The organism is Hymenobacter sp. 15J16-1T3B (assembly GCF_020711235.1).
Classification (GTDB): Bacteria; Bacteroidota; Bacteroidia; order Cytophagales; family Hymenobacteraceae; genus Solirubrum.
The window spans coordinates 162,642-185,853 of record NZ_JAJFAV010000002.1 but is presented as its reverse complement, the minus strand read 5'-3'; the positions used below and the strand labels follow the sequence as shown (position 1 = coordinate 185,853).

At 65.9% G+C, this 23,212-nt stretch carries 21 protein-coding genes; 13 read left to right on the top strand and 8 right to left on the bottom strand.

The features are described from left to right. Positions 1 to 7: 7 nt before the first annotated feature. Both cdaA and LJ737_RS04050 read left to right on the top strand, forming a co-directional pair. Positions 8 to 853 carry a diadenylate cyclase CdaA gene (gene cdaA / locus LJ737_RS04055; RefSeq protein WP_227763170.1) on the top strand — a complete coding sequence of 282 codons (846 nt, stop codon included), beginning with the start codon at positions 8 to 10 and terminating at the stop codon, positions 851 to 853. Positions 854 to 878: 25 nt separating this feature from the next. Beyond that, positions 879 to 1,463 carry a hypothetical protein gene (locus tag LJ737_RS04050; RefSeq protein ID WP_227763169.1) on the top strand — a complete coding sequence of 195 codons (585 nt, stop codon included), beginning with the start codon at positions 879 to 881 and terminating at the stop codon, positions 1,461 to 1,463. Between the two features lie 36 nt (positions 1,464 to 1,499). On the opposite strand, the gene LJ737_RS04045 is transcribed toward LJ737_RS04050, so the two are convergent. Next, entirely contained in the window at positions 1,500 to 2,738 is a 1,239-nt protein-coding gene (locus LJ737_RS04045; protein WP_227763168.1) for an exo-beta-N-acetylmuramidase NamZ family protein, read from the bottom strand. A 142-nt stretch (positions 2,739 to 2,880) separates the two neighbouring features. Next, positions 2,881 to 4,128: a glycine C-acetyltransferase gene (kbl, locus tag LJ737_RS04040; RefSeq protein WP_227763167.1), complete on the bottom strand. Its 1,248-nt coding sequence runs from the start codon at positions 4,126 to 4,128 to the stop codon at positions 2,881 to 2,883. Between the two features lie 245 nt (positions 4,129 to 4,373). On the opposite strand from kbl, the gene LJ737_RS04035 reads away from it, so the two are divergent. The 3 genes from LJ737_RS04035 (at position 4,374) to LJ737_RS04025 (ending at position 7,667) form a co-directional block, all read left to right on the top strand. Next, a complete protein-coding gene (locus tag LJ737_RS04035; RefSeq protein ID WP_227763166.1) occupies positions 4,374 to 5,213 on the top strand; it encodes a DUF6544 family protein in 840 nt (279 codons plus the stop codon). Positions 5,214 to 5,315: 102 nt separating this feature from the next. Further along, on the top strand, positions 5,316 to 6,755 hold the full coding sequence (locus LJ737_RS04030; RefSeq protein WP_227763165.1) for an amidohydrolase family protein: 1,440 nt from the start codon (positions 5,316 to 5,318) through the stop codon (positions 6,753 to 6,755). A gap of 135 nt (positions 6,756 to 6,890) precedes the next feature. Next, complete coding sequence (locus tag LJ737_RS04025) at positions 6,891 to 7,667, top strand: DUF475 domain-containing protein (RefSeq protein WP_227763164.1); 777 nt, start codon at positions 6,891 to 6,893, stop codon at positions 7,665 to 7,667. A 311-nt stretch (positions 7,668 to 7,978) separates the two neighbouring features. On the opposite strand, the gene LJ737_RS04020 is transcribed toward LJ737_RS04025, so the two are convergent. The 3 genes from LJ737_RS04020 to LJ737_RS04010 all read right to left on the bottom strand — a co-directional run bounded on the left by LJ737_RS04020 (position 7,979) and on the right by LJ737_RS04010 (position 13,199). Next, positions 7,979 to 9,118, bottom strand: a complete 1,140-nt coding sequence (locus LJ737_RS04020) for a PepSY-associated TM helix domain-containing protein (protein WP_227763162.1) — start codon at positions 9,116 to 9,118, stop codon at positions 7,979 to 7,981. Positions 9,119 to 9,258: 140 nt separating this feature from the next. Then, positions 9,259 to 11,694: a TonB-dependent receptor gene (locus tag LJ737_RS04015; protein WP_227763160.1), complete on the bottom strand. Its 2,436-nt coding sequence runs from the start codon at positions 11,692 to 11,694 to the stop codon at positions 9,259 to 9,261. Positions 11,695 to 12,092: 398 nt separating this feature from the next. Then, positions 12,093 to 13,199, bottom strand: a complete 1,107-nt coding sequence (locus LJ737_RS04010) for a patatin-like phospholipase family protein (protein ID WP_227763158.1) — start codon at positions 13,197 to 13,199, stop codon at positions 12,093 to 12,095. 157 nt (positions 13,200 to 13,356) lie between these two features. Here LJ737_RS04010 and LJ737_RS04005 point away from each other — a divergent pair, with 157 nt between their 5' ends. From LJ737_RS04005 to LJ737_RS03985, 5 genes are all read left to right on the top strand, one after another. Then, positions 13,357 to 14,355 carry an NAD-dependent epimerase/dehydratase family protein gene (locus tag LJ737_RS04005; RefSeq protein WP_227763156.1) on the top strand — a complete coding sequence of 333 codons (999 nt, stop codon included), beginning with the start codon at positions 13,357 to 13,359 and terminating at the stop codon, positions 14,353 to 14,355. Between the two features lie 181 nt (positions 14,356 to 14,536). After that, a complete protein-coding gene (locus LJ737_RS04000) occupies positions 14,537 to 15,262 on the top strand; it encodes a DUF3891 family protein (protein ID WP_227763153.1) in 726 nt (241 codons plus the stop codon). Between the two features lie 90 nt (positions 15,263 to 15,352). Further along, positions 15,353 to 16,330: a YihY/virulence factor BrkB family protein gene (locus LJ737_RS03995; RefSeq protein ID WP_227763151.1), complete on the top strand. Its 978-nt coding sequence runs from the start codon at positions 15,353 to 15,355 to the stop codon at positions 16,328 to 16,330. Between the two features lie 73 nt (positions 16,331 to 16,403). After that, positions 16,404 to 17,099 (top strand): spondin domain-containing protein, encoded by a 696-nt coding sequence (locus LJ737_RS03990; protein ID WP_227763149.1) that lies wholly within the window; start codon positions 16,404 to 16,406, stop codon positions 17,097 to 17,099. Positions 17,100 to 17,152: 53 nt separating this feature from the next. Next, a complete protein-coding gene (locus LJ737_RS03985; RefSeq protein ID WP_227763148.1) occupies positions 17,153 to 17,842 on the top strand; it encodes a hypothetical protein in 690 nt (229 codons plus the stop codon). A gap of 77 nt (positions 17,843 to 17,919) precedes the next feature. Here LJ737_RS03985 and rlmN read toward each other — a convergent pair whose 3' ends face one another. Further along, entirely contained in the window at positions 17,920 to 18,993 is a 1,074-nt protein-coding gene (gene rlmN / locus LJ737_RS03980) for a dual-specificity RNA methyltransferase RlmN (RefSeq protein WP_227763146.1), read from the bottom strand. Between the two features lie 121 nt (positions 18,994 to 19,114). Further along, the gene (locus LJ737_RS03975) at positions 19,115 to 19,564 is read right to left on the bottom strand and encodes a thioesterase family protein (RefSeq protein WP_227763145.1); all 450 of its coding nucleotides are present in this window, start codon (positions 19,562 to 19,564) and stop codon (positions 19,115 to 19,117) included. A gap of 222 nt (positions 19,565 to 19,786) precedes the next feature. On the opposite strand from LJ737_RS03975, the gene mnmC2 reads away from it, so the two are divergent. The 3 genes from mnmC2 to LJ737_RS03960 all read left to right on the top strand — a co-directional run bounded on the left by mnmC2 (position 19,787) and on the right by LJ737_RS03960 (position 22,530). Beyond that, positions 19,787 to 20,467: a tRNA (5-methylaminomethyl-2-thiouridine)(34)-methyltransferase MnmC2 gene (mnmC2, locus tag LJ737_RS03970; RefSeq protein ID WP_227763144.1), complete on the top strand. Its 681-nt coding sequence runs from the start codon at positions 19,787 to 19,789 to the stop codon at positions 20,465 to 20,467. A 279-nt stretch (positions 20,468 to 20,746) separates the two neighbouring features. Next, complete coding sequence (locus tag LJ737_RS03965; protein ID WP_227763143.1) at positions 20,747 to 21,973, top strand: DUF2157 domain-containing protein; 1,227 nt, start codon at positions 20,747 to 20,749, stop codon at positions 21,971 to 21,973. Continuing rightward, entirely contained in the window at positions 21,973 to 22,530 is a 558-nt protein-coding gene (locus tag LJ737_RS03960; RefSeq protein WP_227763142.1) for a GDYXXLXY domain-containing protein, read from the top strand. Before LJ737_RS03965 ends, LJ737_RS03960 begins: the two co-directional genes overlap by 1 nt. A 118-nt stretch (positions 22,531 to 22,648) precedes the next feature. Here LJ737_RS03960 and LJ737_RS03955 read toward each other — a convergent pair whose 3' ends face one another. Beyond that, positions 22,649 to 23,149 (bottom strand): ExbD/TolR family protein, encoded by a 501-nt coding sequence (locus LJ737_RS03955; RefSeq protein WP_227763140.1) that lies wholly within the window; start codon positions 23,147 to 23,149, stop codon positions 22,649 to 22,651. Positions 23,150 to 23,212 lie beyond the last annotated feature (63 nt).

Genomic DNA, 23,212 nt, shown 5'->3' with positions numbered 1-23,212 from the left:
CACGCCCATGTTTAACCCCGTCGCCATCGGCTTCCTGCGCATCGGCTGGATCGACGTCGTCGACGTGGTGCTGGTGACCATTCTGTTCTACCAGATCTACAAGCTGCTCACCGGCTCGGTGGCCCTGCGCATCTTCCTGGGCTTTCTGTCGATTTACCTCGTCTACCTGGTGGTGAAAGCCGCCGGCATGGAGCTGCTCACCATGATTCTGGGGCAGTTTATGTCGGTGGGCGTGCTGGCGGGCATCATCCTGTTTCAGCAGGAAATCCGCCGCTTTTTGCTCAACATCGGCAAGGTAACGGCCCTGGAGCGCATGCGCATGTTCTCGTGGCGCAAGGAAACGCCGCTGCAGCGCATGTCCGTCACGCCCTTCGTGGAGGCAGCCAAGAGCCTAGCAGGCAAGAATACCGGCGCCCTCATTGCCTTCCAGCAGGCCTCCGATCTGAAGTTCTACGCCGAATCGGGCGACCTGCTCGACGCGGCCGTGAGCAAGCGTCTGCTCATGAGCATCTTCAACAAAACCTCGCCCCTGCACGACGGGGCGGTCATCATCGCGGCGGGCCGCATCCGGGCCGCGCGCTGCATCCTGCCGGTGAGCGAAAACCCCGACGTGCCCGCTTCCATGGGCCTGCGCCACCGCGCCGCCATCGGCCTGACGGAAGTGACGGATTCGGTGGTGCTGGTGGTGAGCGAGGAAACGGGCCAAATGTCGTTGGTGCGCGGCGGAGAGGTGTTCCGCAATCTTTCCTCCTCCGAGTTGCGCGCCAAGCTCAACGAGTTCCTCTTCGATGCCCAGCCCCGGCCGGCCACGCCGGCGTCGTCGGTGGGCTCGGCGGCGGAAGTGGCGGCCTAAGCCACGGGCGGCGTTTTTTGAGCTTATGCGTACGGCCCGCGTCGTCCTAGCCCTCTTGCCGACCCTGATGCTGGCGTGGCCGGCGCTGGGCCAGCGCGGCGGCGCAGCCCCTAAACAGGCGCCGCGGTATTACGAGTTTCCGTCGAGTGCCTGGTTCAAGGAGAAGCAGGAGTTGACCGCGCCCTTGGCGGAGGCCCTGCGGCTGCGCCCCACCGACAGCCTGCAGCTGAAGCTGTTGCCGGACTTTTTGATTTACGGCCCGCACGGCATTCATTTCGCCCGGATGTACGCCGTCAACGGCGGCCCGCACCCGTTACCCGTTGGCCGCATCGATGCCACGGTGGCCGGGGTACAGCTGCTGTTCCAGGTGGACGGCCAGTGGAAAAGCTTCGCTACGTTGCCCGAATCCTACTGCGGCAACAGTTTCTGGTCGGATACGCTGGCGGCCCGCTCCTACCTGACCATGGACGTGGACGTGTACCAGTATTACCGGGGCGCCGTTTCCACGCCCTGCCGGATTGTGGCGCGCATCGGAGCCCAGCCGGCGGCGTCGCCGGTGTTTCGGGTTTTTCTGACGCCCCAGCAGGTCGAAGCCCTGTGCCAGCCGTAGCAAGGCCGAAAAATTCTGCAAGGCCAGCCGCTGCCGCTACTTATACAGCAAGTACTTGCGCCGCATCTGCTTGTACTGGCTCAACCCCGGCTCCCAGGAGGCCCGGATTTCCGGCGCTGATTTGCCGGCCTCGATTTGCTTTTTGAAGTCGAGCGTGCCGGCCAGGCCGTTGATGTTGCCGATTTCCTTGCTCTGGGTGCGGTCGAAGAAATGCTCCTTATCGGGGTAGGCGTTGTAGAGCGTAATCATCCAGTCGAGGTTGATTCGCCCGGTTTTGCGCAGCTCGCGGGTGTCGTACTGGCGCAGGTCCAGGCCGTAGCAGACCTGGTTCATGTGCAGCGGCGTCTCGCTCATGCCCGGAATGCTGACGGGCGTGTAGGCGAAGTCGAACTTGCCCTTCAGGGCGGGACTGCCGAGCACGGTGAAGGGAAACTGCGTGCCGCGGCCGTGGTTGAGCACGGTGCCCTCGAACAAGCAGGTAGACGGGTAGAGCAGGATGCTTTGCTGGGTGTTGAGGTTGGGCGAGGGTTTCACCGGCAGCATGTACTCCATGTCGTGCCGGTAGTTCTTCACCGGGATGATGTTGAGCCGGCAGGGCTTGCCGCCGGGCAGCCACTTCTCGCCGTTGGCCATCTGGGCAAACTCGGCCACGGTGAGGCCGTGGGCAATGGGAATGGGAAATTGCCCGATGCCGGACTTGAGCTGCATGTCGAGCACGGGTCCGTCGACGAGGTAGCCGTTGGGGTTGGGCCGGTCGAGGATGAGCAGTTCCTTGTCGTTCTGGGCGCAGGCGTCCATCAGGTTGCGCAGCGCGTTGATGTTGGTGTAGAAGCGGCAGCCCACGTCCTGCAAATCGTAGAGCAGCACGTCCACGTCGGCCAGGTCCGCGGCCGAGGGCTGCCGCTTGCTGCCGTAGAGCGAAATGATGGGAATGCCGGTGGCCGGGTCTTTTTCGTCGGCTACCACCACGCCGGCGCTGGCGTTGCCCCGGAAGCCGTGCTCCGGCCCGAACACCTTCACGATGTGCACGCCGCGGCTCTGCAGGCTGTCGACCAGGTGGCGCTTGCCGATGATGGTCGTGGGGTTGGCCAGCACGGCCACGCGCTTGCCCCGCAGGTACGGCAGGTAGGCCTCGGTTTGGTCGGCGCCGGTGACGATGCCGGCTTTACTCGCCAGGCTTACTTCCGTGCCCGACCGTTCGGCCGGCGGTGTGGTTAGCAAGCCGGAGACGGTACCGGTGGCCAAAAGCCAGGCAATAACAACGGGCAATTTCATAGCAAAGGCGGGAATGACAGGAGGCGGGGCAGCTCTTGAAGGTAACGTTTATCGGACTTGGCCCACAAATTCCGCTGCCAACAACAAAGCCCGGCTGCTTGCGCAACCGGGCCTCGGGCGAAAATCAATTTGCGGTGCAGCCTCAGGGCGTGTTGGTCACCACCTGCCCCGCTTCGGGCTGCTGGGCCTCCGGCGCCTTGATGGTGCCCAGCTCGCGGCCGACTTCGATGAAGGCTTGAATGGCCTTGTCGAGGTGGGCGCGGGTGTGGGCGGCCGAGAGCTGCACGCGGATGCGGGCCTGACCCTTGGGCACCACCGGGAAGTAGAAGCCCACTACGTAAATGCCTTTTTCCAGCATCTTAGCCGCGAAATCCTGGCTGAGCTTGGCGTCGTAGAGCATGACCGGCACGATGGGGTGCTCCCCGGGCTTGATATCGAAGCCGGCGGCGGTCATCTGCTCGCGGAAGTACTTGGTGTTTTCCTCCAGCCGGTCGCGCAGCTCGGTGCTTTCGGTGAGCAGGTCGAGCACGCGGATGCTGGCGCCCACGATGGCCGGCGCGAGGGTGTTGCTGAACAGGTAGGGGCGGCTGCGCTGGCGCAGCATGTCGATGATTTCCTTGCGGCCCGAGGTGAAGCCGCCCATGGCCCCGCCCAGGGCCTTGCCCAGCGTGCCGGTGATGATGTCGACGCGACCCAGCACGTTGCGGTACTCGTGGGTGCCGCGGCCAGTTTTGCCGAGGAAGCCCATGGAGTGGCACTCGTCAATCATAACCAGCGCCTCGTACTTGTCGGCCAGGTCGCAGATTTTGTCGAGCTGGGCGATGGTGCCGTCCATGGAGAACGAGCCGTCGGTGACGATGATGCGGTGGCGGGTGCCCTTCTCCTTGGCGTCCTGAAGCTGCTTTTCCAGGTCGGCCATGTCGTTGTGGGCGTAGCGGTAGCGCTGCGCTTTGCACAGGCGCACCCCGTCGATGATGCTGGCGTGGTTCAACGCGTCGGAAATGATGGCGTCCTGCTCGTTGAACAAGGGCTCGAACACCCCGCCGTTGGCGTCAAAGGCGGCGGCGTAGAGGATGGTGTCCTCGGTGCCCAGAAACTCGGCCAGCTTCTTTTCCAGCTCCTTGTGAATGTCCTGGGTACCGCAGATAAAGCGCACCGACGACATGCCGTAGCCGTGCGAGTCGATGGCTTCCTTGGCGGCTTTGATGACCTCGGGGTGTGAGCTAAGGCCCAGGTAGTTGTTGGCGCAGAAGTTGAGCACGTCGCCGGCCTCGTTGGTTTCGATTTCGGCGCCCTGGGGCGAGGTGATGATGCGCTCCTTTTTGTAGAGGCCGGCGTCCTTGATTTCCTGGAGCTGCTGCTGCAGGTCGGGCTGAAGGGTGGTGTACATGCGGTTGGGAACTGAGGGGAAATCGGTGGGCGAAGGTACGGCCGGCCAGCGGCAAACCGGCGGCCTACCCAAAGCTACGGCTTACGGGATTGTCGGGGCGAGCGGGCGCGGCGGCCGGCGACAAACGTCATGGTTTCGGGCCGGCGCGGGCTCTACTTTCGGGTCCGTGCGGCGGCGCACCGGCCGCCCGACGGCTATGGGCGCAGCGTAGCGGCACCCACCACCAAAACCAATTGCTGATTGCCATGAAACACTGGGTAACAGTGGCCGGCCGCGTCGCCGGCGGATTGCTAGCCGCGGCCGCCGGAGTGGCCGCCCTGGGCACGCTGCGCTGGAACCGGGCCACCACCCGCGCCGTGGCCCGGCTCGACCAGCCCGCGGCCGCGCCGCCCGCATACCAGCCCGAACAGCTGGCGGGGCTGCCCGCCCCGGTGGCGCGCTATTTCCGCTTCGCCCTGGCGCCGGGGCAACTTCCGGTGCGGCGGGCGCGCCTGCACGAGCAGGGCGAGTTTCGCACGGCCCCCGACGCGCCCTGGAGCCCCTTCACGGCCGACCACCACGTGCAAACGATGCCGCCCGGCTTCGTCTGGGATGCGCGCATCTGGCTGCTGCCCGTGCTGCCCGTGCGCGTGCGCGACGCCTACCTGGGCGGCGCCGGCGCCATGCAAGACGCTTTCGCGGGGGTGGTGCCGGTGGTCGATGAGGCGGGCCGCCCCGACCTCAACGCCGGCGCCCTGCTGCGCTACCTGGCCGAGGCGGTGTGGTACCCCACGGCCCTGCTGCCCGGGCAGGGCGTGCGCTGGAGTCCCCTCGACGAACACCGCGCCCTGGCCACGCTCACCGACGGCTCCACCACGGTCAGCCTGGAATTTCACTTCGGGGCGCAGGGCGAAGTGGTGCGCGTGTACACCCCGGCCCGTTTCCGCGACGTGAACGGGCACGGCGTGCCCACGCCCTGGGGCGGCACCTTCGGCGGCTACGCCCGCCTCGGGGGCATGATGCGGCCGCAGCGGGGCGAGGTCAGCTGGTTTCTGCCCGAGGGCGAATTTGCCTACTGGCGCGGGCGGCTGCGCTCCGAGCCGTAGCGGGTGCCGGACGCGAGGCGGCCCGGCGCCGCAACAACCGCGCGGCAGCGGCGCCGGGCCGCTGCGTATACTTGCGCGCTGCTCCTTGCGCCACCGTTGCTTATGCTACCCTCGCCAAACCGCCTGCTCCGCCTCGCCCTGGCCCTGCTGCTGCCCGCCGCCGCGCAGGCCCAAACCCAGCCCGCCTTCACTGCCCAAACGCGCGAGTTCATCCGCACCGAGGCGCCGCTCATTGCCCTCACCGATGCCAAGGTCATCGACGGCACGGGGCGGCCGGCGCAGCTGCACCAGACCGTGCTGCTGCGCAACGGGCGCATCGAGCAGGTGGGGCCGCTCAAGAAAGTGAAGGTGCCCAAGGATGCGCAGGTCATCAACTGCGCCGGCAAAACGCTGATTCCGGGCCTGGTGATGCTGCACGAGCACCTCTACTACACCATGCCCACGGGCCAGTACTTCAACATCGCGCAGATGCCCTACTCCTTCCCGCGGCTGTACCTGGCGGGCGGGGCCACCACCATCCGCACCGCCGGCAGCATCGAGCCGCAGACGGATTTGGCCATCAAGCGCATGGTGGCCGAGGGCAAGCTCATCGGGCCCGACATCGACGTGACGGCGCCCTATATGGAGGAGCCCGGCATGGACATTCCGGCCCTGAACACCATCAACGGCCCGGCGGACGCCGCCCGCGCCACCGCCTTCTGGGCCGACCGGGGCTGCACTTCCTTTAAGATGTACATGCACGCCACCCGCGCCGACCTCGCGGCCGTGGTGCAAGAAGCCCACCGGCGCCAGCTCAAAGTCACGGGCCACCTCTGCGCCGTCAGCTACCGCGAAGCCGCCGAACTGGGCATCGACAACCTGGAGCACGGCTTCATGGCCAGCTCCGACTTCGCCGCCGGCAAGCAGCCCGACAACTGCGACTATCCCGCCGCCCGCAAAGGACTTCTGCAACTGCCCGCCAACGCGCCCGAGATGCAAAGCCTGATCCGCCTGCTCATCAGCCGGAAGGTGGCCCTGACCTCCACCCTGCCGGTATTTGAGCCCTACACCGGCCGCGAAGTCGTGCTGGGCGGCGGGCTGGAGGCGCTGATTCCGCAGCTGCAGGAGCGCGAAACCAAGACCTGGGAGCTGAATCAGAAGAAAGACTCGGCCAGCGCGGCGCTGTTTAAGAAAGAGCTGGGCTGGGAAAAGCAGTTTCACGACGCCGGCGGCCTGCTCGTGGCGGGCACCGACCCCACGGGGGCCGGCCGCACCATTGCCGGCTACGCCAACCGCCGCCAGGTGGAGCTGCTGGTGGAAGCCGGGTTTACGCCGGTGCAGGCCATCAAAATCAGCACCCTGAACGGGGCCGTGTACCTGGGCCGCGAGCGGGAAATCGGCTCCATCGAAGCCGGCAAGCAGGCCGACTTGGTGCTCATCAACGGCGACCCGGAGCAGGACATCCAGCAACTGCGTCGCATGGAACTCGTTTTCAAGCGCGGCGTGGGCTTCGATTCGGTCAAGATTTTCGAGTCGGTAAAGGGCAAGGTGGGGCTGAACTAAGCCGCCGTCCGGGCCGGCTGACGGCCGAGCTTACCACCCTGCGCCGCCGGCCGGCGTAAAACCGCTTGTTTTGCATTTTACCCCCTCGCCGGGGATGCGGCCGGACTTTTCGGCTCGTCCGCGGTTTTCTGCTGCATGAACGTCCACCTTCAACAGATTCTCGACAACCCGCTGGCAGCAGCGGCCATCGTCGGCAACCTGGTCATCATCGAAAGCCTGCTCAGCGTGGATAACGCGGCGGTGCTGGCCACCATGGTCGGCGACCTGCCCAAGGAGCAGCGCCAGAAAGCCTTGCGCTACGGCATCATCGGGGCCTACGTGTTTCGCGGCATCTGCTTGCTGTTCGCGTCTTTTCTGATCAACTTCTGGTACCTCAAGCCCCTGGGCGGCTTGTACTTGCTCTACCTCTGCTACCAGCAGTTTCGGCCCAAGGGCCGCAGCGCGGACGAGGACGACAACGACGCGCCGGTGAAGGAGAAAAGCTGGCTGTACCGCCGCACGCTGGGTGCTTTTGGGCAGTTCTGGGCCACCGTGGCGCTGATTGAGCTCATGGACCTAGCGTTTTCCATCGACAACGTCTTTGCCGTCGTCGCCTTCACCGACAACCTGATCCTGGTTTGCATCGGGGTCTTCATTGGCATTCTGGCCATGCGGTTGGTGGCCCAGGCCTTCGTGCTGCTGATGGCGCGCTACCCCTTCCTCGAAACCTCCGCCTTTCTGGTCATCGGCATCTTGGGCCTGAAGCTGGTGTTGTCGCTGTTCGATCATTTTCAGCCCAAGCACCCCGTCAGCATCTTCCTCGAAAGCCAAGCCGCCGACGTGGGCCTGACGGTGCTGACGGTGCTCATGTTTCTGGTGCCGCTGGCCACCTCCCTGCTCTTCAACGTGCCCCGCCACCAGCGCCTGCCCTAGCGGCGTCACCGGCGGCGAACGGCAGCCCCAGCCGTTATTGTGAGGCACTCGACGGTAGCACCGGTAGTTATTGCGAGGAAGCACGACGGCCTAACTGGCACAAACCGAAAACCACTCGACCAACAACAGCCCCGCCCGAAACGCCAGACGCGAAGTTTCGGGCGGGGCTGTTGTTGGTCAGCAAGGATTGGAGCGGCGGTGCTGCTAGAGGAAGGATTGCCGCGCTTCGCTCGCAATGACGGCCGGTGCCGCCGGCGGCCGCGGTGCCTGCGAGTTTTCCACACGGCTATGCACACGCGGTGGATAAGGCCTCAGGCCAGGGCCGCGCGGGGCTTGGGCTTCTTGGTTTTGTGGCGGCGCCCCCACCAAATGACAGTGCCCGTGACGGGCAGGCTGGCCGCAATCAGGCTAGCCAGGCAGGCCACGAGTTTGCCGCCGAAGCCCAGAATCTGGCCGGTGTGCAGGTCGTAGTTCATGTCGGCAAAGCGGGTAGCCGCGCTCTTGCGGGCGTGGGGCAGAAACTGCAGTACCTGCCCCGACGCGGGGTGAAAGGCGTACTCGTCGCGGTGGTAGTAGTGCAGGGTTTTGCCGTAGGCCCAGCAGTACACGGGGTCTTTGCCGCCGCCCGTCGGACCCAGCAGAATCATTTCGGCCCGGGGCGAGAGGCGCCGGGCTGTGCGGTACACCACGTCGGGCAGGGGCTGGGCGGCGGTGGGCGCCGGCTGCCGGGTATCGACTTTGGCCGTCATCTTTTCCCGCGGGTCCACCGGGCCGCCGTTGATGACGAACATGCTTGATTCCAGCATCCAGGGGAAAATCATGAACAAGCCGGTCAGGGCCAGCACCAGCCCGATGCTGGCGGCGTAAAAGCCGAGCACGTTGTGCAAGTCGTAGTTGACGCGCCGCCAGCGCGCCCCCCACTTGATGGCGAAGCGCTGCTTCCGCTCATGCCGGCGCCGGGGCCACCAGAGCACCAGGCCTGTCAGCAGCAACACCACGAACACGCTGATGCCGCCGCCCACCACCCACTTGGCCACGGGCTCGGGCAACAGCAGGTGCATGTGGATTTCCTGCACGATGCTGAAAAAGTGCGTGCGCAGGTCTGTTTCGTGGAGCACCTGCCCGGTGTAGGGATTCAAGGACACCATGATGGGCGCTCCGGCCTTGTCGGTGAAGAACACCGTGGCCGAGCGTTCCGGTCCGAAGTAGGTGGTCCAGCATTCCGCGGCCGCCACGCCGGGGTGCGCGGCCAGGGCCGCCGCCTGCAGCCGCGAGGGCAGCAGCGGCGCCGCGGCCCGCGGCGTCACTTTGCGCCAGGGCTCGGTCAGGTCCCGGATATCGTCCTGAAAGGCGAAGATGGCCCCGGTCAAGCTCACGATAAACACCACGAGCCCGGACGCGAGACCGAGCCAGAGGTGCAGCTTGCCGATGGCTTTTTTAAAAGGCGTCATAGGCCTAATGCCAGAAGGTAAAACCGGACGGGCGGCGCCGCGGCTTGCGGCAGCTTGGGCGCATCAGCCACCGTGCACTCATCACTCCGCTGATCTGTTGCCCAAGCCGCCGCGGCCGGGGCACCGCCCGTCCCGCTTGGTTAAAACTTGTAGGCCACCGAGCCCACGAGGCTGCGCAGCTTCTGCGCGTTCATGGTGGTGTAGCCGGTCCAGTACCGCTCGTTGGTGAGGTTGTCCACCTTGGCCGAAATGCGGAACGTGGGCTGGTCGTAGAAGACGGAGGCGTTCAGCACGGTGTAGCTGGGCAGGATGAACACGTCGGTTTTCAGGTTCTGAATGCGGTTGTCGCTGGCGTAGTTGCCGCCGAAGCCCAGGCCCAGGCCGCGCACCAGCGTTTCGGGCAGGCGGTAGCTCAGCCAGAGGTTGGCCAAGTAGGGCGAGCCGGCCGTGGCGGGGCGGCGGCCGTTTTCGGCTTCGCTGGCGCGGGTCAGCTTGGCGTCGTTGTAGCTGAAGCCGGCCACCACGTTCAAGCCCGCGCAGGGGTTGGCCACCACGTCCAGCTCCACGCCGCGGCTGCGCTGGGTGCCGTCCTGCACCTGCAGGTACTTGGCGGCGGCCAGCGGGTTGGGGTCGGTGCGCAGCAGGTCCTTCACCCGAATGTCGTAGTAGCTGACCGTGGCCGTGAGCTTGCCGTCGAAGGCGTCCGCTTTCAGGCCAACTTCCACCTGGTTGGCCTGCTCCAGCCGGGCCAGGCGCTGCACCACGCTGTCGGCGGCGGCCACGTCGTAGGCATTGTAGGCGCCGCGGTTGCTGAAGCTGTTCTGGTAGTTGGCAAACACCGACACGCGGTCCTTCACCGGCTGAAACACCACCCCGAACTTCGGCGACACGGCCGTCTGCGAGTAGTCGTCGTCCTGGGTGCCGGTCACGCCTTGGTTGCTGAAGCGGTCCACGCGCACGGCAGCCAGCACGCTCAGCCGCTCGCTCAGGTTCAGCACGTCCGACGCAAATGCGCTGCTGGTGCGGCGCTTGCTCACGGCCGGGTACACGCCGTCCGGGCCGCTGGCGTCGTACTTGGCCTGCAGCGCGGCGGCGTTAAAGGCGGCATAGGTGCTGCGCGGGGCGCCCAGCGGCACTTGGTCGAACGTGGTGTAGAAGAAGTGCTGGTCGGAGTCGACGTGCAGGTAATCCAGGCCCAGCACCACGCGGTTGCGCAGGGTGCCGAGCCGGAAGTCGCCGTTGAACAGCTGCTGCACCTCGGCCACGCCCTGGGTGCTGTTGTCGGTCGACTGGTCGGCGCGGGTCACCAAGAAGGCGCCGTTCCGGTCGCGGTTCAGGTAGAAGTAGGCGCCGAAGCCGTCGGAGAAGCTGTGGCTGCTGCTAAAGTTGGTGGAAGAAGTGAAGCCCGGCGCCAGCTGATAGTTCACTTGCCCGAACAGGTTGGTGCTGCGCGAATCCGCCGCCAGCCCGGTGCCGGTGTACGATTCGCGGTAGTCCAGCGGCAGCTCGTCGGCGCGGCGGACGCCCAGGCCGGTGCCGCTCAGCGAGAAAAACATCTGCTTGCCCGTGCCGCGGCCCTTCAAAAATTCCGCGTCCAGGTTGATGGTCAGCCGCTCGGTGGGGCGGTAGCTTAAGCTGGGCGCAACGGCAATGCTCTTGTTGAAGCCTTGGCCCTGAAAATTGTCTTCGTACTGGTACGCCGTGTTCAGGCGGAAAGCCAGGGTCCGCGGCTGGTCGGCGGGCGTGTTGCCGTCCACCAGGTTCACGTCGGCGCTGACGCGGTGCAGGCCGTAGGAGCCGGCCGCCACGGCAATTTCGCCGCCGGTGTGGTCGTAGGGCGTCTTCGTGACGCGGTTCATCAGCCCGCCGTAGGAGGTCAGGGCCGAGCCGTAGAGCGTGGCCGAGGGGCCTTTGATGACTTCGAGCTTCTCCAGGTTCACCGCGTCGATGCTGCCCGTCACGTTGCCCGCCAGGCCGTTGCGCAGCTGGCTTTGCACGATGAAGCCGCGGGTGTTGTAGTAGCTGCCCCCGTCGCCGGAGCGGCCGGTGGCCTCCCACATGCGCTGAATGCCCGGGGCGTTGCGCGTCGCGTCGTCGACGCTGAACACGAGCTGCTCCGTCAGGATTTCCTTGCCGATGCTGTGGTACACCTGCGGATTCTCGATGTTCTGCAGCGGCATCTTGCCCACGTACTCGCTCGAGGGGCGCGCAAAGCGGTTGATGCGGGCCCCGCGCACCGTCACTTCGCGCAGCTGCTGGGCGCTTTCGGCCAGCACGAAATCCACCGTCACGCCCTGCCCGCCGCTCACCGTCACCGCTTTGGCCGTCGTCTGCAGGCCCACGGCCGACACCACCACGGTGTAGTCCCCGTCGCGCACCCGCTCGATGACGAACTGGCCCTTGGCGTTGGTAATGGCGCCTTGGGGGCGGCCCCGCAGGCCGACGCTGACGGCTTCGGCCGGCGCGCCGTCCTGGGTCGTGACGGTGCCTCGGATGGTGGCGGCTTGCTGGGCCCAGGCGGGCAGCGCAGTAACCGAAACGATGGGTGCTATTGCTAGCAGGCGGCGGATGTTCATGAGTCGCTTTATTATTTGGAATCATTCCAAAGAGCAGCAAAGAAAGCAACGCACCTTTGCGGATTAACAACCCGCCGTGATTTTGTGATAAAGTTTATACAGTTGATTAGAAAAAGTCTAAATAACCAAGATACTCGGCCATTGCTTCCCAGCCGACGATGCCGCCTTCTTGCCGCGGGCCAAACGGCAAACGCCCCTCCGGCCGTCTGCCGAAGGGGCGCTAGAAGGGAAGCCGCTCGTCCGCGTGGTTACCACACCTGACACCCACGCGAGTTGCCGCATCTGACGAGGGCTTCTGTAGGCTTAAACGCGCGCCGTTGGGCCCCGGCTGCGCTACAAATGCGGATTTCGCGCTGCGCCAACTGCGGGTTTTGCAGTGCGTAGTTAGCGCCGGCCGGTTATTTTTTGGCTTGGGCGCGCTGCAGGTAGGCCTGCACCCCGCGCCGGCCGCTGTCCATCAGCTGCTGCTTTTCGGCCTCCGACATGCGCTTGATTTTCGGGGCGAAGCCGGCGGTGTTGATGCTCACCGTGCGCGACCAGTCCTCGGGGCGGGCGGGGTTCAGGTTTTCCTCCGTCAGGTTGTAAAGCGCCCCCACGTACGAGCCGAAGTTGTGGATTTCGTAGGGCGCCAGGGCCTGCCGGCCGGTGGGCAGCGTGTCGAGGGCAATCTGCTCGGCCCGGTCGACGCGCAAGCCCAGCGTCTGGGGGTTGAACACGTTGCCGCGGGCGTCGGGCGCCGGGGCGGTGCCGGCGGGCAGGTAGCGGGGCTTGTCGAACAGGTCGATGGGGTAGTTGGCCAGCATGCCGCCGTCGACCATCACCTGCACGGGCTGGTCTTTCGCCGGCTTGCCCTGGATGACGTTGCCCCCGGCATCGAGCAGCACGGCGCGGAAGTAGAGCGGAATGCTCATGGAAATGCGCACCGCGTCGGCCACGCGCATCTGCGGGTTGGTTTCGTAGCTGAACACCTGCACGCGCTGCAGGGTGAGGTTGGTGCCGGTGGTGTACAGGTCGCGGAAGCGGCCGGGCTGCTGCTGGGCCAGCTGGTGCAGCTCGCCGAGGGTGAGGTTGGGCTTGCCGGTTTTGCGGGCCACCAGCCCGGCTATTTTGTTGGCCAGCGCGTCGCCGAGGTACCAGCCGTACTGCTTGCGCATGCGGTGCGAGCCGCCGAAGAAAAACCAGCGCCCGTCGTTGAAGCGCTGAATCGGGGTGTTGTTGACTTCCTGCACGATTTCGGCCGGCGTGTAGCCCACGGCCAGCAGCGCGGCCTGAATGGCCCCGGCCGAGGTGCCGCCCACCCGCTCGATGCCCCGCAGCACGCCCTGCCGGTCCAGCTCCTCGAGGGCGCCGCCGTAGGCCACGCCGCGGATGCCGCCGCCTTCCATCACCAGGTTGCGGTAGGGATAAGCCGTCGTCTGGGCTTGCGCAGCCCCGGCCAGTAGCCCCAGGCCGGCGAGCAGGCCGAGCCCGCGGCGCATCATCACGCGTATAGTCTTGTGCATCATACCCCAAAGATACCCGTACCAAGCCTGACCGTTGCACACCCGCCCGCGGGCGGTGTAGCCCCGCGGCAAACCGGGTATCTTTGCCCACGGCCCGCGGCGGCCCCGCGGCGCGTTTCCCCTGATCGGCATTCCCCCACTCCTTCCCCTTCTCCACCCCATGAGCACCAGCAGCACAGGCGACACCATTCTGGTTATTGGCGCCGGCGGCCAACTCGGCTTCGAACTCACCCACGAACTGCGGCAGCGCTACGGCGCCTCGAACGTCATTGCGGCCGATGTGCGCCTGCCCAAGCACCCGGAGCTGGCCGAAGCCGGCCCCTTCGAGCAGCTCGACGTGCTCGACCGGACCCGCCTCGGCGAAGTGATGCAGAAGTACCGCCCCAAGCAGGTGTACCACTTGGCCGCGCTGCTCTCGGCCACGGCCGAAAAGAACCCGGAGTTTGGCTGGCAGCTGAACATGGACGGCCTGTTCAACGTGCTCAACGCCGCGCTGGAATACGACAAGCCGCGCATTTACTGGCCAAGCAGCATTGCCGTGTTTGGCCCGAATACCCCGCGCGACAACACCCCGCAGTACACCGTCATGGACCCCGGCACGGTCTACGGCATCAGCAAGCAGGCCGGGGAACTGTGGCTCGACTGGTACTTCCGCCGCCACGGCCTCGACGTGCGCAGCCTGCGCTACCCCGGCCTGATCGGCTACAAATCCTTGCCCGGCGGCGGCACCACCGACTACGCCGTCGACATCTACCACCACGCCGCGCAGGGCCTGCCCTACCAGTGCTTCTTGCAGCAGGACACCTATCTGCCGATGATGTACATGCCCGATGCGCTCAAGGCCACGCTGGACCTGATGCACGCCCCGGCCGAGCAAGTGAAAATCCGCACCAGCTACAACCTGGGCGCCATGAGTTTCTCGCCGGCCGAAATCACCCGCAGCATTCAGCAGCATCTGCCCGACTTCCAGGTCTCGTACCAGCCCGACTCGCGCCAGCAGATTGCCGACTCCTGGCCCAAGAGCATCGACGACAGCCGCGCCCGCGAAGACTGGGGCTGGCAGCCGCAGTTCGACCTGCACAAAATGACGACCGACATGCTGCAGCACCTGCACGCGGAGCCGCAGTACCTGGCGCCGCTGGCCGCCGCCGCGAAGTAAGCCACGCCGGCAGCCGCTTTTAGATTCTTGGCCCGTAAGCAAGGCTCCGCGGAATTGCTTCCGCGGAGCCTTGCTGTTGTTATGTGCACCCCAAGAAACGCCGCCCGCATACCTGCGCCCAAGGCCCCGTTACATCGTTCTGGCCCGGCCTGCGTATCGAAAGCAGCTTTTCGATGCGCCCATGATAGTCAACTACACCGCCGACGGCTGGCAAATCATCTACCAACAGGCCCACGCCCTGCTGGCGGCGCAGCTGCTGCACCAGTGGCCCGCCTTTCTGCCGCCCGACCGGTGGGTGGGCCTGCTGGCCGCCGCTGCCCAACACGACGACGGGCAGCGCCGCTGGGACGGGCGCTACGCCCTCACGCCCACCGGCGCCCCGGCCAACTTCACCATGAAGGACTTCTCGCCCGAACAGGCCCGGGAGGTGCTGCGCGAGGCCCGGTTTCAGGGCCGCTGGCGCAGCCTGCTCACCAGCATGCACCTGAGCTTTCTGTACGAGGAGCTGCGCGGCCAAAGCCCGGCCACCGATGCCTTCCTCGACGAGCTGCGCCGGTGCCAGCAACGCTGGCGCCGCGAGCTGCCGGTGAAAAAAGACGAGACCCAACAAGCCTACGCCCTGCTGCAGTGGTGCGACCGGCTGAGCCTGATTTTGTGCCGCCGCGAGCTGCCCGAAATGGAGCGCGCCCTCGAAATCAGCCTGGGGCCCGACGGGCGCCGCTACGACCTGCGCCAGCGCGCCGATGAAACCGTGCACGTAACGCCCTGGCCCTTCGCGGCGCCGGAATTTGAGGTGTCGGTGGAAGCGGCCGTGGTGCGCCAGTTGCAGTTCCGAGACGACGAGGAGCTGAGCGCGGCCATCAAGGCGGCACCGCTGCAAACGCTGCGCTGGACGCTGCGCCGCTGAGCCGCGCCGCAAGCTCGACGTCAACGCCCGGGCCGGCCGGCGCGTAGTACCGCGCAGAACCCACCATGCCGCCCCGCGGCCACGTTGCTCATGGCTTCCCATTTCCGCTTTTCCTCGCTGCCTTCCTTGCTGAGCACCACCGTGGGGCAGTTCAACGAGAACAACTCCCTGCGCCTCGCCGCGGCCCTGTCCTACAACGCGGTGCTCTCGCTGCCGCCGCTGCTGCTCATCGTCATCACCGCCGCCGGTGCCCTCTTCGACCAGGAGGCCATTCAGGGGCAGGTGTACGCTCAACTCAACGGCTTGGTGAGCCCCGACGCGGCCAAGACCATTCAGGACTCCATCAACAGCTTCAACCAGCAGCGGCAGGGCGGCATGTCGGCCGCGCTGGGCATCGGCACGCTGATTTTTACGGCCACCACGTTCTTTGTCACCCTGCAGGAAAGCCTCAACAGCATCTGGAACCTGCGGGTGAAAACCGACGGCAACGCCGGCGTCGTCAAGCAGTTTGTCCGCGACCGGGTCCTCTCGTTCGGGTTGATTCTGAGCATTGCCCTGCTGCTGCTGATTTCCTTCGTGATTAGCGCCACGCTCAGCTTTTTCACCGGCTACCTGCAGCGCATCATGCCCGACGTGGCCGTGGTGCTCATCCGCCTGGTCGATTTCGTGCTGTCATTCAGCATCACCACGGTGCTCTTCGCCCTGATCTACCGCTTCCTGCCCGACGCGGTCATCCGCTGGCGCGACGTGTGGGTGGGCGCCCTGTTCACGGCCGGGCTGTTCGTGCTCGGCAAGTACCTGCTCACCTTCTACATCAGCACCGCCAACCCCGGCTCCGCCTTCGGCGCGGCCGGCTCCATCATCGTGCTGCTGGTCTGGATTTACTACTCCTCGCTCATCATCTTCTTCGGGGCCGAGCTCACCCAGCAATACGCTGACTGTTACGGCGCCCACGTGGTGCCCAAGGCCCACGCCGTGCGCATCGAAGTGCGCGAGGTGCCGCCCGGGGAAAGCCTGGAAGAGCAGAAAACCGGCCGCCCCCACGCCGAAGGCCGCTGGCGCGGCTAAGCAGCGGGGTGGTGACACGCACGAACTGGCCCTGCCCGGACGTTGGTAGCCCAGACTCTATCCGTTGCGGCCCATGAAGCGCTTGTTCCTGCCCGTGTTGCTGGCGGCCTCGGCCTGCCAGACCGACAAAGACGCCCGGCCGGCACCCGGGCCGGCCACCTACCGCGTCACATTCGAAGCCACCTGGAGCCCGGCCACTCACTCCGGCGCTTATCCGGCCGGCGCGCATTTTTCGCGGCTGATCGGCGCCGCGCACGCCCATTCCGGCAGCACCGGCATCGGCGACGACGCCTACCGGGCGCTCTACCGCCCCGGCACCGTGGCCAGCGCGGGCATCAAAGACATGGCCGAGCGCGGCGACAATACGGCTCTGCGCAGCGAACTGGAAGCCCTGGCGCGCAACCAGCTAGTGGGCCTGCGCTTCGAAAGCCGTCTGGGCGCCATCGGCTCGCCGGGCCAGTTCGTGGATACGGTGACCGTCGACGCGCAGCACCCGCTGGTCACGGCCGTGAGCATGATTGCGCCCAGCCCCGATTGGTTTGTGGCCCTGGAAAGCCCCTCGTTGCTCGACGCCGCCGGCCAGTGGCAGCCGCACCTGAGCGTGCCGGCCCGCGCCTACGACGCCGGCACTGACAGCGGCGCGGATTTTACGTCCCCCGACGAGCCCAGCTTCCCCGTGCAGCTGGTGCGGCTCATCAGCAGCGGCCCACTGGCGCCCGGCGGCGCGGCCACGCCCCTGGGCACCTTCCACCTGGAGCGGATTCGGTAGCGCCGGCCGGTTTCCGAACGCCCGGCTTACCTTTGAGAAATACACTCTTTGGTATGCCCCGTTATTTCCTCGCGCTAGCCGCCGCGCTGCTGCCCTTCGCCGCCCTTGCCCAGACCAAACCCGCCGCCCCGGCCAGCACGGCGCAGCTGGAAAGCCAGCTTAGCAGCGAAATCTGCCAGGATTTCGAGAAGCTCAACGCCGCCAAGTCCTTCGCCCTGCTCAGCCAGCAGGAAGCCATGAACACCTTGCAGCAGTCGATGACGCAGGTGGCCATGAACCACCCGCAGGAAATTGAGCAGATCATGAAGGCCAGTGGCGCCGACGCCCAGGCCGCCATGCAGGCCATGGGCCAGCGCGTGTCCACCAAGCTTGCCGCCGACTGCCCCGTGGCCCTGACGCTGTTTGCACGCCTGGCCGGCACGGACACCGGCAGCGCGCCCGACCTGACCGTCAGCGACGCCGAACGGCCCCTGCTCACCAAGCTGGCCACCGACATTTGCACCGACCTCTCGGCCCAGGACGCCAAGAAACCCCTGCTCAAGATGCCCAAAGCCGACCGCATGGCCCTGGTGCAGAAAACGATGGAGCGCCAGATCAGAGCCCACGCCAACGAGCTGACCCAGCAGTACGGCGCGGGCTTTTTGCAAGACATGCCGCGCATCACCGCCATGGGCGCCAAAGTGGGTGGCCTGATGGCCAAGCAGTGCCCCACGCAGACGGCCGCCTTCACCACCCAGCCCTGAGCCGACCCGCCCCGAAATACGCAAACGGCCCGCCGCGCAGACTTGCGCGGCGGGCCGTTTGCGTTGGCCGCAGCTCGTTAGGCCGGCTGGGGCTGGCCTTCCTTGGTAGCCAGTTGCCCGCAAGCCGCGTCGATGTCCTTGCCCCGCGAGCGGCGCACGTTTACTTGCACGCCGCGGTCGGCCAGGTACTTCATGAAGGGCACGAGGCGGTCTTCCTGGGCGTTGAGGAAGGCGGCCGGCGCAATGGGGTTGTACTCGATCAGGTTGACCTTGCAGGGAATCCATTTGGTGATTTCCAGCAGGGCTTTGGCGTCTTCGATGGAGTCGTTGAAGTTGTCGAACACGATGTATTCGTAGGTCACCATGCGGCCCGTCACCTGGTGGTAGTGCTGCAGGGCTTCCTTCAGCACCGGCAGCGAGTTCGACTCGTTGATGGGCATGATGGTGTTGCGCTTCTCGTCGGTGGGCGCGTGCAGGCTCAGCGCGAGGTTGGCCTTGAAGCCGTCGTCGGCCAGCTTCTTGATCATCTTCGAGATGCCGGCGGTGCTCACCGTGAGGCGGCGGGCGGCCATGCCCAGGCCCTCGCGGTTGTCGGTGATGCGCTCCACGCTCTTGAGCACGTTGGCGTAGTTGAGCAGCGGCTCGCCCATGCCCATGTACACGATGTTGGTGAGCGGGGTGCCGAAGTGCTCCTGGGCCTGCTGGGCAATGATGGCCACCTGGTCGAAGATTTCGGCCGTGTCGAGGTTGCGCTTGCGCTCCATGTAGCCGGTGGCGCAGAACTTACACGTCAGCGAGCAGCCCACCTGCGAGGAAATGCACGCCGTCATGCGCTCATCTTTCGGGATGAGCACGCCCTCTACGAGGTGGCCGTCGTGCAAACGGAAGGCGTACTTGATGGTGCCGTCCGAGCTTTGCTGCTGGGTGTGGATCTGCACCGCGTTGATGGTGAAGTGCGCGTCGAGCAGCTCGCGGGTGCTCAGCGAGATGTTGTTCATCTCGCTGAAGGAGTGGGCCACGTTGCGCCACAGCCATTCCATCACCTGCTTGGCGCGGAAGGGCTTTTCGCCGTGCTCCACGAAGAAGGCTTTCAGCTCGTCGAGCGAGAGTTTACGAATGTCGCGTTTGGTGACGATGGGCAGCGTGATCATAGCACAAAGGTACAAACAAGCCGCCGCATAGGTTCCCGGCGGCGGCAGGCATTGTGAGACGCGAACCTATTGAGCCAGAACGCCCTGTCGAGCTGGTTGAGACAGAACAGCCTTTTTTCCTCTACCGACTTTCGCTTTCCCCCGCCCGCTCGGCTAGCCGGGCGGCCGCGTCGGCGGGCAGCGGGCTGAGCTTGCGGGTGGTGTAGTCGAAGCACAGCATGCCGGTTTTGGCGCGGGCAATGTCGCGGCCGGCGGTGGTCTGCACGTGGTACACCACGTCGAAGCCGTACTTGTGCAGGTCGGTGGCGGCCATGCGCACCTGCAGCACGTCGCCGTAGAACCCCTCGCCCTTGTACTCCACGGCGAGGTCGGCCATGATGAAGCCTTGCCGGGTGGCGGGGTCGAATTCGGTGAGCTGCATGCGGCGCAGAAACTGCACCCGCGCCTCGTGCAGCAAGCTCACCAGGGCATCGTTGCCGAGGTGGGCACCGTAATTCAGATCGGTAATGCGAACGGGCAGCTCCGCCGTGATGGAAAAGGATTCGGGCAGGACAACTTTGATTCGGGCCATGAATTGACAAAAAAAGCGCGGCTCGGGTGCAACTTCCCGGGCCGCGGCTACGATTAAGGCCGCGCCGCGGGGCACCGGCAGCGCGTTGAAAGACAAGTTTTTTGGGTCGACAAATATCGGCATGCCGAATTGGTGAACGAACGTTTTGCCCGTATCTTACCCCGCCGCCCGGCTCCCCAACCGGTTCATTCTCCCCAGTTCCCCTTCTTCACCGTTCTCCCAATGATTGTAGAAGTACGCCCCACGGCCGACGGCTCCAATACGCTGTACGTCCCCGCGCTCGACGAGCATTACCACTCCACGCACGGCGCCGTGCAGGAGGCGCTGCACGTGTACCTGCAAGCCGGACTGGAACCTGCCCTAGCCAAAGCCAGCGGCCCGGCCCCCGTGTGGGTGTTGGAGGTCGGCTTCGGCACCGGCCTGAACGCGCTGCTCACGCTGCAGCGCAGCCTTTCCTCGGCCGCCCCCATTTTTTACGATACCATCGAGAAGCACCCGCTGTCGGCCGCCGTCATCCGCAAGCTCGGCGCCGAGCGCTACATTCTCAACCCCGAGCTGCTGGAGTGCTACGAGCTGCTGCACGAAGCCAGCTGGGAAACGCCGGAAGCCCTGACCACGCAGTTTGCCCTGCTTAAGCTGGAAGGCGCCTTGCAGGATCTGCCCCTGGCTGAGGACACCTACCAGGTCATCTACTTCGACGCCTTTGCGCCCGAAAAGCAGCCCGATATGTGGACCGACGAGGTGTTTCAGCAGCTGTACGCCGCCGCGGCCCCGGGCGGCTGCCTGGTGAGCTACTGCGCCAAGGGCTCGTTCAAGCGCAGCCTCAAGGCCGCCGGCTGGGAAGTGGAGTCGCTGCCCGGGCCGGCCGGCAAGCGCGAAATGACGCGGGCCTGGAAGCGCTAAGCGCGCCACCACCCGCCCCGAAAGAAGTTACGTTGGGCGTCGTTTCCGTGCTTGCGGAAGCGGCGCCCATTGTTCTGTTGACAGATTCTGCTCCATTGCCAAGCCCCGTTGTTGCCGACCACCGCAGCCCGTGGCAGCGCCGGTTTGCCGCTGGGCGGCAGAAGGCGCAACGAAGCTTCCGCAAGGCCCGATGCACCCGCTGCCCGGAAGTCCTGTAGCCCATCCGTAGCCGGGGTATCAGCTATTACTGCGCCTTTCCACGTAAGTTGAAACCGCATTATGAGTCAACAATTTCTCGATACCGAAGGGCCCGGCTGGGTGGAGCGCGGCATTATCAGCACCGAGCAGCTCCAACAATTGCGGGCACTCTACCCCGCGCAGCCCCGCGCCATCGGGCTACTGCCGCTGCTGGGCTCCATCCTGGTGGGCCTGAGTGCGCTGAGTTTGGTGGCGGCTAATTGGCAGGACTTGCCCGAAGCGCTGCGCCTGGCCCTGCTCATCGGCGCGCTGATGGCGGCCTACGCCGGCGGCGAGTATTTTCTGGCGCGCGGGCAGCGCGGCCTGGGCATCGGCCTGGTCAGCCTGGGCCTGCTGCTGTTCGGCGCCGGCATCGTGCTCACCAGCCAGCTCTACCAGCTCATCGGCTACGACGTGACCGGGCTGCTGGCCTGGGTGGTGGCCGGCGTGGTGCTGACTTACGTGTACCAGAGCCGCACGCTGCTGCTGCTGACGGTGTTTATCGGGGCCTTGGCGCAGGGCTACAGCGCGGGCAGCCTGAGCAGCTACAGCTACGCCACCGCCGCCCTCACCGCCGGCGGGCTGGGCTACTACTGGTGGCGCCGCCCCGACGGATTCTGCGGCGTGGTGCTGGCCACCGGTCTGCTGTGGCAGTCGGCCCTGCTGATTGACTTTCTGCACATCAAAATCACTTGGTTTTTCGTGCCGGCCATGCTGATTTACGCCGTGGGCGACTGGCAGCCGGACCGACCCGCGGCCCGCGCCTGGCAGGCGCCGCCGCTGGTGGCCGCGTTTCTGTTCATGCTCGGGCTGGCCATGTTCGGCGAGGCCGGCAGCTACACCGACCGGCTGCGGCCCCAACTGGTGGGCTTCCTCGGCGCCCTGCTGCTGGTGCTGCTGGTTTCGGTAGCCGGCAAGCGCGCCCGCGGCCGCTTGGCCAGCACCGCCGACTGGCTTTTGCTGCTGCCGGGCTACTACTTTCCCGGCGGGCTGCCCTTGGCCGTGGCGGCGCTGGTGGTGCTCTACGCCTACTCCGGCTCGGTGCTGTACCGTGGCTTCCGCGAGCAGGCCCCGGAGCGCGTCAACCTCGGCACGGTGCTCTTCGTGCTGACCACCATGGTGGCCTACTTCAAGCTTACCTGGGACTTCCTGAACAAGTCTCTGTTTTTCCTGCTCGGCGGGCTGCTGCTGCTCGGCCTGAGCTGGTACCTGCGCCGGCAGGCCCGCGCCCTGCCGCCTTCCGACCAACCGCCCACGCCCCAGTCCTAATGACCACGTTTTCGCTCTTCCCGCCCTCGCCCGAGCAGCGACGCCGCCGGGCCGTGCTGGCCGTGGCGGCGCAGGTGCTGTTTGTGCTGCTGGTGGCCGCGGCCGGCTACGCCGTGAGTCACTACGGCCGCACCGTGGCGCTGCGCACCTCCCCCGTCGACCCGCGCGACCTGCTGCGCGGCGACTACGTGAGCCTGAACTACGACATCAGCCAGGTGCCGCGGCGCCTGTGGCGGGGCGAGGCCGAGCCCCGGCGGCGGCGGCCGGTGTACGTGGAGCTGCAGCCCACCGCGGCCGGCTACTACGCGGCCGCAGCCGTGTACCCGGCCGAGCCCGCTACGCTCCCCACGGGCCACGTGGTGCTGCGCGGTTGGATCAGCAACGCCTGGCGGCAGGGCCTGCAGCTGCGCTACGGCCTAGAGCGTTACTACGTGCCCGAAAACACCGGCCTGGGCCTGCAGCGCCAGCCGCTGCTGGTGCGCGTGAGCATTGCGCCTTGGGGCCAGTCGCGCATTACTGGTATCGAAAAGTTGCCCGCGGCCGCGTCGCCCCGTTGATGCAGCTCTGGCTTAACGGGGATGTCTACGCCGTACCAGCTTACGCTACATTCCTCTCAAACGACGGCGCCCGGCTCTGCTAACACAGAACCGGGCGCCGTCGTTTGGGCTACAACAGCTAGCGGTGTAGCAGGGCTATATCGGCCGGGGCGGTGTCGACCACGGCGTATTTCTCCTGGCCGGTGATGGTCATTTCGTCGAGGGCATCGACCATGTCACGGTAGCTGGCTTCGGGCGTGGTTTTGATGAGCACCATCAGGCCCGGGTGGCTGCGGCGCTGCTCCAGCAGCACTTGGCGCAGGCCGTCGGCGGCGAAGTTGGTGGTGTGCAGGGCGGGCTTGTCGGCCGGGTCGTTTAGGCCGAGGAAGTAGTGTACTTGGCCGTTTTTATCCAGCAGCAAGGTCATAGCATTTTTGGCTCCGACGGCCATTGGGTCGCCTTTGCCGTCGGGCATGGTCAGCTGCATCACGTTGGGTTTGCTGAAGGTGGTCGTGAGCATGAAGAAGGTCAGCAGCAGAAAGGCCAGGTCCACCATCGGCGTCATGTCGAGGCGAAAGGCGTGCTTTTTGGCGCGGGGCTTGGTGCTGCGGGGCTGGGCGGCGGCTTGGATTTCGGCCATGACGGATAAGGGGTTGAGGTGGCAGATGACTAACTGCCTTCCTCAACGCCGCCCGCACGCCCG